This is a genomic window from Streptomyces sp. 4F14, from assembly GCF_048159485.1.
In the GTDB taxonomy this organism is placed as follows: domain Bacteria; phylum Actinomycetota; class Actinomycetes; order Streptomycetales; family Streptomycetaceae; genus Streptomyces.
In genome coordinates this window covers 350,376-364,081 of record NZ_JBLRVY010000009.1, presented here as the reverse complement: position 1 = coordinate 364,081, position 13,706 = coordinate 350,376, and the positions used below count along the sequence as shown (strand labels likewise).

General features: G+C 71.9%; 9 protein-coding genes and 1 pseudogene. 2 read left to right on the top strand and 8 right to left on the bottom strand.

Translation table 11 applies throughout. The features are described 5' to 3' along the window. Positions 1–194 precede the first annotated feature (194 nt). Both ACLZOT_RS18610 and ACLZOT_RS18605 read left to right on the top strand, forming a co-directional pair. A complete protein-coding gene (locus ACLZOT_RS18610) occupies positions 195–1,589 on the top strand; it encodes an OFA family MFS transporter (protein WP_416970061.1) in 1,395 nt (464 codons plus the stop codon). Position 1,590: 1 nt separating this feature from the next. Beyond that, on the top strand, positions 1,591–2,952 hold the full coding sequence (locus ACLZOT_RS18605) for an OFA family MFS transporter (RefSeq protein WP_416970060.1): 1,362 nt from the start codon (positions 1,591–1,593) through the stop codon (positions 2,950–2,952). Between the two features lie 78 nt (positions 2,953–3,030). Here the strand turns inward: ACLZOT_RS18605 and ACLZOT_RS18600 are convergent, their stop codons facing one another. From ACLZOT_RS18600 to ACLZOT_RS18565, 8 genes and pseudogenes are all read right to left on the bottom strand, one after another. Further along, positions 3,031–4,215, bottom strand: coding sequence for a sugar phosphate isomerase/epimerase family protein (locus tag ACLZOT_RS18600; protein ID WP_416970059.1), 1,185 nt, complete (start codon positions 4,213–4,215; stop codon positions 3,031–3,033). A gap of 191 nt (positions 4,216–4,406) precedes the next feature. Next, positions 4,407–5,579 (bottom strand): metabolite traffic protein EboE, encoded by a 1,173-nt coding sequence (gene eboE / locus ACLZOT_RS18595; protein ID WP_416970058.1) that lies wholly within the window; start codon positions 5,577–5,579, stop codon positions 4,407–4,409. A 3-nt stretch (positions 5,580–5,582) separates the two neighbouring features. Then, positions 5,583–6,431 (bottom strand): TatD family hydrolase, encoded by an 849-nt coding sequence (locus ACLZOT_RS18590; protein ID WP_416970057.1) that lies wholly within the window; start codon positions 6,429–6,431, stop codon positions 5,583–5,585. After that, the gene (locus ACLZOT_RS18585; RefSeq protein ID WP_416970056.1) at positions 6,431–7,156 is read right to left on the bottom strand and encodes an EboA domain-containing protein; all 726 of its coding nucleotides are present in this window, start codon (positions 7,154–7,156) and stop codon (positions 6,431–6,433) included. The genes ACLZOT_RS18590 and ACLZOT_RS18585 overlap by 1 nt, the downstream gene beginning before the upstream one ends. Before the next feature lie 22 nt (positions 7,157–7,178). Then, a pseudogene (locus ACLZOT_RS18580) lies at positions 7,179–7,964 on the bottom strand (sugar phosphate isomerase/epimerase family protein); the annotation flags it as partial. 500 nt (positions 7,965–8,464) lie between these two features. After that, entirely contained in the window at positions 8,465–9,754 is a 1,290-nt protein-coding gene (locus tag ACLZOT_RS18575; RefSeq protein ID WP_416970055.1) for an inositol-3-phosphate synthase, read from the bottom strand. A 94-nt stretch (positions 9,755–9,848) separates the two neighbouring features. Further along, entirely contained in the window at positions 9,849–11,162 is a 1,314-nt protein-coding gene (locus ACLZOT_RS18570; RefSeq protein WP_416970080.1) for a ThuA domain-containing protein, read from the bottom strand. Between the two features lie 15 nt (positions 11,163–11,177). Further along, entirely contained in the window at positions 11,178–13,673 is a 2,496-nt protein-coding gene (locus ACLZOT_RS18565) for a PQQ-dependent sugar dehydrogenase (protein WP_416970079.1), read from the bottom strand. Between the last annotated feature and the right edge of the window lie 33 nt (positions 13,674–13,706).

The following is a 13,706-nucleotide window of genomic DNA, read 5'->3' as shown; positions in this document are numbered from 1 at the left end:
GGGGGGGGGGGCGGGGGGGGGGGCGGGGTCCGGGGGGGCGGGGGGGGGGGGGGGGGGGGGGGGGGGTGCTGGGGGGGGGGGGGGGGGGGGCCGCCGGCGGGGGGGGGGGGGCCGGCCCCGGGACCCGTTCGCGCACGGAAGGCATGGGCCACGGACGGCAGCCGGTTCTTTCGACGCCAAGGGGTGCACATCAGATGAAGACCACGAAGTACGACTCCGCCGCCGTTCCCTACAGGGAGGTGACGGACCGGCACGGGCGCGTGTACCGGATCGGGGAGAGCGACCGGGACGTCATGGGGCGGCCCCGCTGGACGATGGTGCTGTTCCCGTGGATGGGCATGCTGGGGATCAGCTCCTCCGAGTACGCGTTCACGTCCGCCGAGGACACGCTCCACGACGCGCATCTGTGGAGCAGCGGGCACATCTTCTGGCTGATGGGCGTCTGGGTGTTCTTCCAGGCGGCCGTGGCCTTCCCCGCGGGGAGATTACGGGAGAGCGGGCGGCTGCCCGCGCGGTACGCGATGCTGCTCGGCGCGCTGGGCACGGTGCTGGGCTATGTGTCGCTGGCGTACGCGCCGCACGTCGTCGTCGCCTATCTGGGCTTCGGGATGTGCAGCGGCATCGGTGCCGGCCTGGTCTACGCGACCTGCGTGAACATGGTCGGCAAGTGGTATCCGGAGCGCAAGGGCGGCAAGACCGGCATGGTCAACGGCGGTTTCGCCTACGGTTCGGTGCCGTTCGTGTTCCTGTTCACGTCGTACATGGACCTGAGCAACTACAAGGGCGTGCTGGTCGCGGTGGGGCTGGTGTGCTGCTCGGTGGTCGCGTTCGCGGGGTGGTTCTTCAAGGATCCGCCGAAGAACTGGTGGCCCGCCGGCGTCGACCCGCTGCGGATGACCGACGACCCGAAGATCCGCCGGGCGCTGCAGAAGAACCCGCCCGCGATCCGGCAGTACACGCCCCGGGAGGCGGCGCGCACGCCCGTGCTGTGGATGATGTGGTTCTGCCTGCTGTGCACGGCCGGGATCAACATCTTCGGGATCGCCTTCCAGGTGCCGTTCGGCAAGGACATGGGGTTCGCGGGCGGGATCGTGGCCACGGCGATGTCCCTGAAGGCGATCGTCAACGGCACCGGGCGCGGGGTGATCGGCTGGATCTCCGACCGGTACGGGCGCCGCAACACGCTGGTCGTCGTGTGTGTGGTGCTGGGCACCGCGCAGTTCGGGGTGCTGGTCTCCGGCCAGATGGGCAGCATGCCGTTCTTCCTGTTCTGCTCCATGGTCTCCGGGTTCGGCGGGGGCGCGATCTTCCCGCTGTTCGCCGCGATGACGGCCGACTACTTCGGCGAGAACAACAACGCCAGCAACTACGGGATGGTCTACAGCTCCAAGCTCGTCTCCGGTCTCGTGGGCTCCGGTGTCGGCTCGATCGTCGTCGGCGCCTGGGACTACGAGGGCGCGTTCGCGCTGGCGGGCGGGATCGGGCTGGCGTCCGCGGTGCTGGCGCTGTTCCTGAGGGCGCCGGGCAGACCGCACGTGAAGCGTCGCATCGTCCCCAATCCGCATCCGCTCGGTGAGGAAATGGCCTGACATGACGGCAGATCCGTACGCAGCACAGTCCTCGCGGGAGCGCTCCTACCGTGAGGTGACCGACGCGCGCGGGCGCGTGTACCGGGTGGGCGAGACCGACCGGGACATCCTCGGTCACTCCCGCAGGCTGATGATCTGGCTGCCGTGGCTCGCGATGATGGCGATCAGCGTCTTCGAGTACGCGTACGGCTCCGCGGAGGACACGCTCTCCCACGCGCACGGCTGGACGCAGTCGAACACGTTCTGGATCCTCAGCGTCTGGGTGTTCTTCCAGGCCGGCGTCGCCTTCCCGGCCGGCTGGCTGCGCGAGAAGGGCCTCCTCACGGCCCGTCAGGCCATGTACGCGGGCTCAGGACTGTGTCTCGTGGGGTTCCTGGCCCTCTCGCACCTCGACGACGTCCTGCTGGCCGTTCTGGGCTTCGGCGTGGTCGGCGGGATCGGGGCCGGGCTCGTCTACGCGACCTGCATCAACATGGTCGGCAAGTGGTTCCCCGAGCGGCGCGGGGCGCGGACCGGGTTCGTCAACGGCGGGTTCGCGTACGGGTCGCTGCCGTTCATCTTCATCTTCAACTACGGCTTCGACACCGCGAACTACCACCGGGTGCTCGACCTGATCGGCTGCTACATCATGATCGTGGTGTTCGGGTGCGCGTTCTTCTTCAAGGACCCGCCGAAGAACTGGTGGCCCGCCGACGTCGATCCGCTCACCCACGCGGGGTCGAGGGACGCGGCGAGCCTCGCGAAGAACCCGCCCGCCGTACGGCAGTTCACCCCCAAGGAGGCCGTCCGCACCGGCATGCTGCCTTTGATGTGGCTGTCCGTCGTACTGACCGCGGGCGTGTCGATCTTCGGGATCTCCTTCCAGGTCGACTACGCCAAGGAGGTCGGTTTCGGGCCGCTCGTCGCCGCCTCCTCGATGGGGGTCATGGCGGTCGTCAACGGCGTCGGGCGCGGCGTCGTCGGCTGGCTCTCCGACCGCTGGGGCCGCAAGCCCGCGCTGGTGTTCGTGATCGTCGTCCTCGGTCTCGCCCAGTTCGGCGTCATCTGGGCGGGCCATGTGCGCAGTGAGGCCCTGTTCCTGTTCTTCGCGTTCCTCTCCGGGTTCGGCGGGGGCGCGTTCTACCCCCTGTTCGCGGCGCTCACACCCGATTACTTCGGGGAGAACTACAACGCGACCAACTACGGGCTGGTGTACAGCGGGAAGCTGGTCAGCGGTCTGTTCGGGGGCGGTCTCGGCTCCCTCGTCGTCTCCTCCTGGGGGTACGACGGCGCGTACGCGCTCGCGGGAGGCGTGTCGATGGCCGCGGCGGCGGTGGCACTGCTGCTGCGGCAGCCGGGACGGGCGAGGCCGGCCACCGGGTAGGGGCGGAGGTCCCACGCCTGAGGCGCTCCCCGGGAGGTGGGTCCCGGAGAGCGCCTCACGCGTGCGCGCGGGGAGGTGTCAGCGGCAGGTTCCCCTGAGGGAGGCCAGGTTGTCGTAGCCGATGCGGGCGTACGTCAGGGACTGGGCGGGGTCGGTGGCGCTGGGGGCGTTGTCCTGTTCGACCATCGGGTTGCGGGAGTTGGGGTCGCCTATGCGGGAGAAGAACGTGGTGTAGTCGATGTCGCCGGTGCCGAAGGCGACCATGTCGTAACCCATGCCGTTGGTGGTGTTGACGGTGCCGTCCTTGGCGTGGAACAGGGGGTAGCGGCGGCTGTTGCGGACGACGACGGCGGCGGGGTCGAAGACCTTCTCGCGGGTGGAGCCGTCGGGGGCGGTGTACGTGTGGAACTTGTACTGGGCGACGTGGGCCCAGAAGACGTCCAGCTCCAGCCAGACGCGCCGGGGGTCGGTGGCCTTGAGGAAGTACTCCAGCCTGCGGATGCCGGAGCTGCGGGTCGGCTTGCCCTGCGCGTCGAGGGGGCCGGAGTCGAGGAGGAAGTTGTAGGCGGCGTCGTGGTTGTGGGTGTAGAGCTTGATGCCCGCGCGCTGGGCGATCGCGCCGAGGGCGTTCCACTTGTCGGCGGCGACGTCCCAGTCCGCCCTGTACGCGCTGCCGGTGGGGTCGCCGCCGGTGCCCATGTGGGGCATGCCGAGGATGTTCGCGATCTCCAGGTGCTTCTTGAACGTGTCCAGTTCGGCGGGGACGAACGGCCAGGACGGCGGGATGTAGCCGTGGTTGCCGCGGGCGCTCAGCCCGTACTGGTCGAGCCAGGACCGCAGCAGCCGGGCACCCTGCACAGACTCCAGGCTCGCCCCGCCGGGGGCGTTCGCGTGCTGCCCGTACCCGGCGAACTCGACCTGCCGGTAGCCGTACCGGGAGAGCTGCTTGAAGACCTCGCGGAAGCCGGAGGGCAGGTCGGAGGCGAGCGGGTCGCGACCGGTGGCGTCGCGGACGGTGTAGAGGATGATGCCGCGCCGGTGGGCGGGGACGAGGACGTCACGGCCGTGTCCGTGGCCGTGCCCCTGCCCGTGGCTCTGGCCTCTGCCGAGGTCCTGGGCGGCGGCCGGCGGGGCGCCGATGACGGGGGCGGCTATCGCGGCGCCCGCGACGGCGGTGCAGGTGCTGAGGAAGCGTCGGCGGCCGATGCCGAGGGTGCGGCGCAGGGCCTCGCCGGTGCCGGATTCGTCGTTGAACGCGGTCACGGTGTCTCGCTTTCGGGTCGGTTGTGCGGGTTTTCCACAGGGGGTGGCGTATCGGTTCTCCGGCCGGTGACCTGGGGTTCGTCCGGCGGAGGACGGGGCTGCCCGATGGGCGGGGCCCCGTTGTCAGTGGTGTGTGGTTACGTTGAGTCACGGCGGCCGGACGGGACGGCGGCCGGGGTTCGGCGGGGGTCTCAGGGGAGTTCCCTGAGGCCCAGGCCGGTCAGGAGGTCGCGGGCCAGGGCCAGTTCGGCGGCGATGCCGTCGGCGAGCTGGGCGCGGGTGCGGGGCCGCAGCGCGGGAGGGAGGGTCTGCCAGGTGTAGGTCTCGACTTCGAGATGCCGGGTGAGCGGGTGCGGTCCGCCGACGAGGCGGGTCAGCGCGGCGCGCAGGACGGGGAGCGTGGAGGTGAGGGGCGCGGCGGGGGTCGCGTGCAGCGGGACATGGAAGTGGGCACGCCAGGGCGCCGTCCGGGACAGGGCCTCGGTGGTGAGCGCTTCCGCGAGGTCGTCGGTGCCGGTCAGGGAGCCGGTGGCGGTGACGGTGCGGGTCTGGTGCAGGTAGCGGGGTTCGTCGAAGGCGGCGAGGGCCTCGCGGACGGCGGGGAGGTCGGGCCGCTCGGCGTGCAGGGCGGCGGAGAGCTGGGACTTGACGACGGGGACACGGGCTTCGGCCAGGGCGTCCAGGGCGGTGTGCGGATCTTCGAAGGAGGTGGCGAGATGGCAGGTGTCGACGCAGATCCCGATGCGGGGGTGCGCGATCTCGGCGAGCGGGGCGAGGGCGTCGGCGGTGGTCTCGACGACGCAGCCGGGCTCGGGTTCGAGTCCCACGCGTACGGGCCGGCCCGTCAGTTCCTCCAGCGCGTCGAGGCGTTCGGCGAGCGTGCGCAGCGCGGTGCGCGCCTTGTCGCCGCGTTCCTCGTCCAGGTCGGTGCGCCAGGCAAGCGGCAGGGTGGAGACGCTGCCCTCGGTGACGTCGTCGGGCAGCAGGCCGGCGAGGACGCGGGCGAGGGCGGTGGTGTGGTCGAGGCGCTCCGGGTCGGCCCAGTCCGGCTTGTACACGCGGTACTTGACCTCGCCGGTGCCGAACCCGTCGTAGGGGAAGCCGTTGAGGGTGACGACCTCCAGGCCCCGCCGGTCGAGGGCGGTGCGCAGCGTGCGCAGGGCGGACGGGTCGGTGTCCAGGGTGTGCGCGGCGTCCCGGGCGAGCCACAGGCCGATGCCGAGGCGGTCGCGGCCGAGGCGGCGGCGGACCGGCTCGCAGTGGTCGCGGAGCTGGGCGAGGACGCCGTCGAGCGTCTCCGCGGGGTGGACGTTGGTGCAGTAGGCGAGGTGGACGGTGGAGCCGTCGGGGTGGCGGAAGCGCATCGGTCACTCCCCGCCGCGCAGCACGGAGTTGCCCTCGTGGGTGGGCTCGGGGGCGACGACGTCGAGGCTGAGGCGGCCGCTCGCGCCGTAGAACGCGACGGGGTTGCGCCACAGGACGCGGTCCACGTCGTCCTCGGTGAACCCCTCCGCGAGCATCAGGTCGGCGACCGCGCGCGTCTTGAGGGGGTCGCTTCTGCCCCAGTCCGCCGCCGAGTCGACGAGCATGCGGTCGAGGCCGTGGCGGCGCAGGAGGGTGACCGTGCGCTTCTCGTCCATCTTGGTGTCCGGGTAGACGGAGAAGCCGAGCCAGCAGCCGCTGTCCAGGGCCGCCGTCACCGTCGTCTCGTTCAGGTGGTCCAACAGGACGCGTTCCGGGGGAAGTTCGGATTCGCGGAGTACGTCGAGGGTGCGGCGCAGGCCCGCGAGCTTGTCGCGGTGCGGGGTGTGCACGAGGGCGGGCAGGCCGTGGTCGGCGGCGAGCTGGAGCTGAGTGGCGAGCGCGGTGTCCTCGGCGGGGGTCATGCTGTCGTAGCCGATCTCCCCGACGGCCACGACGTGGTCCTTGAGGAGGTAGCGGGGCAGTTCCTCCAGGACCGGTGTGCAGCGGGGGTCGTTGGCCTCCTTCGGGTTCAGGGCGATCGTGCAGTGGTGGGCGATGCCGTACTGGGCCGCGCGGAAGGGTTCCCAGCCGAGGAGGGCGTCGAAGTAGTCGTAGAAGCTCTGCGGGGAGGTGCGGGGCTGGCCCAGCCAGAACGCGGGCTCCACGAGGGCGCGGACTCCGGCGGCGTACATGGCCTCGTAGTCGTCCGTCGTGCGGGACGTCATGTGGATGTGGGGGTCGAAGAGGCGCATCACGGCTCCGTCCGTCGGGGGGCTTCGGCCAGGGTCAGGACGCGGCGCAGGTCCTGCTGCACGGGGCGGCCCGCGGCGGTGCGTTCCGCCGCCTGGTCGTGGAGCATCCGCGCGAGTTCCCTGTCCCCCCGGGCCCGCTCCTCCAGGCCGGCCACCTCGGTCACGGGAACGCCGGTGAACAGGCACTTCAGTACGGAGTGCCGCCAGGCGTGCGCGTCCAGGTGCCGGGCGGCGTACGGGCCCAGCGCGGCGGCGACGAGGCTCGTGTCGTTGGTGCGCAGGGCGTCCTCCACGAGGGGGAGGGCGTCGGGGGTCTCGGTGAGGTGCGGGAGCGCGTGCAGGACCGCGCGGCGTTCGGCCGCGGTGCCCTGGAAGTACACGCGGGTCAGGGCGGGGGTGTCCGGGTGGGCCGCGTGCAGGAGGAGGACCCGGGCGGCGTCGGCGTACCGGGGGCCGCAGCGGCGGGCGGCTTCGGTGAAGTGGCGCTCCCAGGAAGGGGGTTGGGTGAGGGCTTGGTCCAGCCAGGCGCGGGGGGTGGGGGGCAGGTGGGTGCGGAGGTGGTCGAGGAGGGTGGCGGGAGGGGTGTGGGCGGGGGACGGGGGGTCGGGGTGTGCGGGGGTGGCGGATGCGACGCCGGGGTGGGGAGCGGGCGAAGGGGGTGCGGCTGTGGGGTGCGGGGGGTGCTCGGAGGCCGGGTGGTGCGGGGTGTCGTGCGGGTGGGGCATCGGGGGGCCTCCTTCAGAGGGTGGCCGCGGCCTTGAGGAACGGGAGGGAGCGGGTGGCCTGGTGCGGGCCCGCGTGGGAGTGGCGGGGCAGCTCCACGACGGTCAGGCCGCCGTATCCGGTCCCGGCGAGGGCCGCGAGCAGGGGCGGGAAGTCCATCTCGCCCTCGCCGAAGGGGAGGTGTTCGTGGACGCCCCGGCGCATGTCCTCGATCTGGACGTGCCGCAGCCAGGGCGCGGCGGCGCGGACGCAGTCGGCGGGCGGGAGGGGTTCCAGGCACTGGCAGTGACCGAGGTCGAGGGTGAGGCCCAGGGGCGCGGGGTCGCCCAGCAGGCCGCGCAGGTGGTGGAAGTCGGCGAGGGTGGCGAGGAGGTGGCCCGGTTCGGGTTCGATCGCGAGGGGGATGCCCGCGCCGGCGGCCCGGTCCAGAACGGGGGCGAGGCTCTCCGTGAGCCGTTTCCACGCCGTGTCCTCGGGGGTGGCCCCGGGGAGGACTCCGCTGAAGCAGTGGACGGCCTCCGCGCCCAGCTCCTCGGCGATGTCCAGCGCACGCACCAGAAGGCCGGTCCGGCGAGCGCGGTCCCGCGGGTCGGCGTCGATCAGCGAAGGCCCGTGCTTGCGACGCGGGTCCAGGACGTACCGGGCCCCCGTCTCCACGGTCACCGCCAGCCCCAGCGCGTCCAGCCGCCGAGCGAGCCGCCGGGTACGGGCCGCGAGGTCCGGTGCGAAGGGGTCGAGGTGCATGTGGTCGAGGGTCAGCCCGACACCGTCGTAACCGAGGTCGGCGAGGAGAGCGAGGGCGTCGTCGATCCGGAGATCGGTGAGGCCGTTGGTGCCGTATCCGAAGCGGAGGGGGTGAGGGGCCGGGGGCTCGGGGAGGAAGGGGGCGTCCGGCGCGTGGTGGGTGGGGGGATGGGAGGCGGGGGACGGGGGGTCCGTCTTGCTGCGGGCCGGGGGCCGGGAGAGGGAGGGCGAGGAGTTCGCCTCACTGCGGGCCGGAGAGCGGGACGCGGAGGGCGAGGGGTCCGCCTCGGTGCGGGCCGGGGGCCGGGAGAGGGAGGGCGAGGAGTTCGCCTCACTGCGGGCCGGAGAGCGGGAGGCGGAGGGGTGAGCGTTCCCGGCCTGCGGTGTTCTGCTCGCCCGGTCTTCGGCGCCGTACGCGGCGCTGCCCGGATCGGTCCCGGCGCGGGGAGAGTGACGGCCGTCCGCCTCGGGGGCACGACTCTCCTCGGTCCTGCTCTCGCGCGTAGCGGTTCTCTCCGCCTCGGCGCCCGCACGCCCGCCGTCCCTCCCTCGCCTCCCGTCTCCGTTCACGCTTCTTCACCGCCTGTCCCGGGCCCTCGTTCGGCGACAGCGTCGGTCGGGCCCAACTCCCTCGCGAACCCGGCCAGTTCCGCCCACTGTTCCTCCAGTCCCGCGGGTGCCTCCCCCACCGGGTCCTTGAAGAAGAAGGCCAGTGCGGGCAGCGGGCCGGACAGGCCCCGTTCGTGGGCTCGGAGCAGCAGACGCGCGAGGTCGAGGATCAGGGGCGCGGCGAGGGCCGAGTCGCAGCCCTGCCAGGTCGTCTGGAGGGTCATCCGCGTGCCGAGGAAGCCGTCGAAGGCGATGTGGTCCCACGCGGTCTTCCAGTCGCCGAGGGCGGGTACGTCGTCGATGTGGACGCGGCCTTCCGGGACCGTGCCCAGCGTGTCCGCGAGGACCCGCTCCTTGCCGGCGTTCTTCGCGGCGGCGGCCCCGGGGTCGGCCAGCGCGGCGCCGTCCCCGCCGCCGAGGAGGTTCACCCCGGACCAGGAACGGACCTCCAGCGCACGCCGGTTGAACATCGGCCCGAGGACGGACCGCAGCAGGGTCTGCCCGGTCTTCCCGTCCCGCCCGGCGTACGGCAGCCCGCTCGCCTCGGCGAGTCCCGCGAGTGCGGGGTGGTGCAGCCCCGTGGAGGGCGTGAAGTTGACGTAGGGGCAGCCGGCGCGGAGTGCGGCGGCCGCGTAGAGCGAACTCGGCGGCAGGGCGGCCCCGTCGGACGCGGCCTCGGTGGACGCGACGTTCACGACGACCGCCCGGGCGAGCCCCCGGCGCCGTACGAAGTCCTGGATGTCGGCGGCGAGAGCGGCGACGTGCTGTTCGTCGCGCTCCAGCAGAGCGGACGGGTCCTTGGGTCCGGCGTCGGCGTCGCCCGGGGCCGACGGTCGTGGCGTCTCGTACGCGTCACCAGTGCCGGGTTCGGCACCGGCATGTACGGTGCCCGCTCCCCCTGGTTCGGCACGCACGCCACCGGCCACACCGCTCCCCCGTACCCACCCTGCCCTGATCTCCCGGTCGGCGGCGGCCAGTTCGGACTCCACCGCCGCCGCGAGACCCACCGGCAGTACGCCCTCCGCCGCCAGTTGCTCCGCGCGTTTCACGAGGGGGGTGTCCGAGATGTCGTGGCCTCCGAAGACGAGGGAGGTCAGAGGCGGCAGGCCCGCGTCCGCGAACTCCGGTTTCTCCGTGACGAGTCCGGCCGGGGGACGGAGTCCCGCTGTCACGGCCGCGCAGCCCGCGACAGCGGTCGTGGCGACGGATCCGCGCGCGCCGATCAGCCACACGCCTACGTCGGGCATGGCAACCTCCTTGCCGTGTACGTGAGTTGAGAGGTGTACGTGAGTTGAGACAGGGACGGCGGGCGGGAGTCCGGCGTCTCCCGCCCGCCGCCGTTCAACGGCCCTTGACGGGCAGTTCCTTGACGCGGATGTCGCGGAACGACACCTCGTCGTCGGGCCCGTGGTTCTGGAGCCCGATGTGCCCCTCGCGCAGACTGCGCGCCGGGTCACGGTTGGTGTAGTCGTTGATCCGGACGCCGTTGAGCCAGACGCGCAGCCGCTCGCCCTCGACCCGGATCTCGTACGTGTTCCACTCCCCCGGCGGATTCAGCGCCCGGTCGCGCTTCCTCAGGTCGGCGGACTTGGCCCCGTACACCGCGCCGGTGGTGCGCGCGGGCACGTCGGTGGCGTCGATCTGGACCTCGTACCCGTTCTCGACGGCGGACCAGGGTTCGTCCGAGGGCGGGAAGCCCACGAACACACCGGAGTTGGAGTCCCCGGTGATCCTCCAGTCGAGTTTCAGCGAGTACGAGGCGAAGGAGCGTCCGGCGTACCAGAGGAGCCCCATTCCGCCGGACGACGTCCAGGTCCCGTCGGCGGCGCGGGTGAAGGAGCCGGGGCCGGCCTGCCGCCAGTCGCCGTCGGTGAGCTTCGTGTAGCCGCTCTCCGGCCGGCAGTCGGCCTGGGCCGAGCCGATGGCGTACCGGATCCCGCCGAGCAGGTGCGCCCGGTAACCCGGGTCCGTGTACGACTCCTTGGTGTGTCCCGCGCCGGTGTAGAAGGCGCGGCCGCCCTGGTAGGTCTGGCACCAGGCGATCGGGTGGTCGCCGTTCATGCTGCCGCCGGTGTAGGACGACTCGTCCAGGGACGCCAACACCCGTACGGAGGAACGGGGGTTGGAGCGGTAGTCGTACCATTCGTCGGTGCGGTGCCAGGTCGGCGGGAGACCGGAGGTCGCCGGGTGGGCGTGATCCTCGACGACCATGTCGGCGGGCTGGATCGCCGGGTGGCTGCGGAAGTAGGCGCCGACGAGGCCACCGTAGAAGGGCCAGTCGTACTCGGTGTCGGCGGCGGCGTGGACGCCCGCGTAGGCGCCTCCTTTGCGTATGTAGCCCTCGAACGCGGCCTGTTGGGTCTCGTCGAGGACGTTCCCGGTGGTGGAGAGGAAGACGACGGCGTCGTAGCGGCGCAGGTTCGCGGTGTTGAAGGCGGTCGCGTCCTCGGTCGCGTCGACCCTGAACTCGCCGCTGGTGGCGCCGAGTTCGCGGATCGCGGTGATGCCGTCGGGGATGGAGTCGTGCCGGAAGCCCGCGGTCTTGGAGAAGACGAGGACGCGGGGCGCCGCATCGTCCGGGTGGGCCAGGGCGGTTGGTTCGGCGAGAGCGCCGAGGAGCAGGGTGGCGCCCGCGACCGCGCTCAGTGCGCGCATCATGGGGCTTTCCTCTCAGCTCGTCGTGAAGACGAAGTCGTCGATCTCGTACAGGGGTTGACCGCTACGGCCCTTGAAGACGAGGTAGAGGTCGGTGGTCCCGCGAGGGGCGCGGGACAGCTTCGCGGTGACGTCCTGGTAGGTCTCCCAGCCGCCGGTCACCGGCACCTTGGCCTTGCCGAGGAGAGTGCCCCTGGCCGATCCCGCACGGATCTCCAGGGTGCCGCCGGCTCCGGCGGAGGCGACCCGAGCGGTCACCGAGGTGGCGTTGCGCAGCGCGTACGGCGTGAACGAGATCCAGTCGCCGTTCTCGATGGAGCCGACGGTCTTCGCACCGTTCGCGGAGGTCCGTGAACTCACCGTCACACCGCTGGAGTTGTTGTAGTGCTCGGCCTGCCGGTGGCGGGGCTGGAGGACGTTCTGGTCGTGCGAGGTGAGCGCGGCCTGTCCGCCGCCGCCGTTGTCGGTGTACTCGGCGTCGAGGACCCCGAAGATGTTGGCGTTGGGGTCATGGCCGCCGTCGGCGCTGGTCTGGAGGGTGCCGGTGCAGCCGGTCGCGGAGGTGATCGGGTGGCCGTGGCTGTCGTGGCCGAGGATGAAGCGGACGGTGACCTTGGAGCAGTCGATGGCCCTGCCGTCCTCGGGGTCGGCGACCTTCACCGTGAACGGGATCGCGTCACCGAAGCTGAACAGCTGCCCGTTCAGGGGAGTTTGGACGACGACGGTGGGCGCGGTGTTGCCGACGACGACCTGGACGCTCGCGCTGCCGGTGCGGCCGTCGGGGTCCTTGGCGGTCAACGTCGCGGTGTAGGTGCCGTTTCGACGGTACGTGTGCGACGGGTTCGCGGACGTCGAGGTGGCGCCGTCACCGAACTCCCAGCTGTACGTGAGCGCGTCGCCGTCCTGGTCGGTCGTCCCGGCCGAGGAGAACTTCACCTTCAACGGGGCTTGTCCGGACGTCCTGTTGGCGGCTGCCTGCGCCACGGGCGAGTGGCCGTCGGTCGCGTTCTCGATGCGGTACAGCGCCGAGTGGTCGTCGCCGCCGAACCAGGAGAGGCCGTAGTCGAGGACGTACAGGGCGCCGTCGGGGCCGAACGCCATGTCCATCACCTGGGTGCCGGACCAGGGGATGTCGTTGATGGACTGGACGGTGCCGTTCGCGTCGCTGGAGATGCGCTTGATCCAGCGGCGGCCGAACTCCCCGGCGAAGAAGTCCCCGTCGTACGCCTCGGGGAACTTGACCGGCGAGTCGAGGCTCGCGTCGTAGTGGTAGACCGGGCCGCCCATCGGGGACTCGGAGCCGTCGCCGAACTCCGGTACGGAGGCGCCGTTGTAGGGGATCCACGCGGGCTGGGCAGGCGGCAGGTCGACGAGGCCCGTGTTGTGCCGGGAGGTGTTCTTCGGGGCGTTGCAGTCGAAGGCCGCGCCGGACGTCTTCGTGGCGAAGTCGTAGTCCTTGTAGGCGTCGTTGGCGCCGGTGCAGTACGGCCAGCCGAAGTTGCCGGGACCGGTGACGCGGTTGAACTCGACCTGTCCCGCCGGGCCCCGGGCCGGGTCGGCGGCGCCCGCGTCGGGGCCGTAGTCGCCGATGTAGAGGTAGCCGGTGGCCTTGTCGACGCTGAAGCGGAACGGGTTACGGAAGCCCATCCCGTAGATCTCGGGGCGCGTCTTGGCGGTGCCGGGGGCGAACAGGTTGCCCTCGGGGATCGTGTACGAGCCGTCGGCGTTGACCTTGATGCGCAGGATCTTGCCGCGCAGGTCGTTGGTGTTGCCGGCCGAACGACGGGCGTCGAAGGCGGGGTTGCGGCCCTCGCGCTGGTCGAGGGGGGCGTACCCGTCGGACTGGAAGGGATTGGTGTCGTCGCCCGTCGACAGGTACAGGTTGCCGGCCGCGTCGAAGTCGATGTCGCCGCCGACGTGGCAGCACAGGCCGCGGGAGGCGGGGACGTCGAGGATCTGCTTCTCGCTGGCCGTGTTCAGGGTGCCGTCCGCGTTCAGGGTGAACCGGGAGAGGCGGTTGACGCCGTCGAAGGGCGCGAAGTCGGCGGGGGTGCCGGTCTCGGGGGCGTCGCCGGCCGGGGTGTTCAACTTGGGTGCGTAGTAGAGGTAGATGAAGCGGTTGGAGCTGAACTGCGGGTCGACGCCGATGCCTTGGAGGCCCTCCTCGTCGTGGGAGTAGACGTCGAGCTTGCCGCTGAGGCGGGTGTTGCCGGCCGCGTCGGTGAGGCGGAGTTCGCCGTCGCGCGAGGTGTGCAGGACGGAGCGGTCGGGGAGGACGGCGAGCGACATCGGCTCGCCGACCTCCGCCTCGCCCTTGGCGAGGGTGACCTGCTGGAAGTCCTCGGCGGCGGACGGCGCCGGGGTGGGGTCGTGGGCGACGGCTGCGCCGGCGACGGGTGAGGTGAGGGTGAGCGACGCCCCCGCGAGCAGGGCGCCGGTCGCCAGCGCGACCGCCTTGCGCAGGACGGGGCGTCTTCTCGGGGTGCGGGTGGTGGGGTCGTTCCCGTGCACGGGTGCCTCCAGGGTGGTGCGGGCGAGTGCGTA

Excerpts from the sequence above, each read along its gene's own strand:
- ACLZOT_RS18575 (WP_416970055.1), bottom strand. The coding sequence starts at position 9,754 with ATGCCCGACGTAGGCGTGTGGCTGATCGGCGCGCGCGGATCCGTCGCC.
- eboE (WP_416970058.1), bottom strand. The coding sequence starts at position 5,579 with ATGCGCTTCCGCCACCCCGACGGCTCCACCGTCCACCTCGCCTACTGC.
- ACLZOT_RS18585 (WP_416970056.1), bottom strand. The coding sequence starts at position 7,156 with ATGCCCCACCCGCACGACACCCCGCACCACCCGGCCTCCGAGCACCCC.
- ACLZOT_RS18605 (WP_416970060.1), top strand. The coding sequence starts at position 1,591 with ATGACGGCAGATCCGTACGCAGCACAGTCCTCGCGGGAGCGCTCCTAC.
- ACLZOT_RS18610 (WP_416970061.1), top strand. The coding sequence starts at position 195 with ATGAAGACCACGAAGTACGACTCCGCCGCCGTTCCCTACAGGGAGGTG.
- ACLZOT_RS18590 (WP_416970057.1), bottom strand. The coding sequence starts at position 6,431 with ATGCGCCTCTTCGACCCCCACATCCACATGACGTCCCGCACGACGGAC.
- ACLZOT_RS18570 (WP_416970080.1), bottom strand. The coding sequence starts at position 11,162 with ATGCGCGCACTGAGCGCGGTCGCGGGCGCCACCCTGCTCCTCGGCGCT.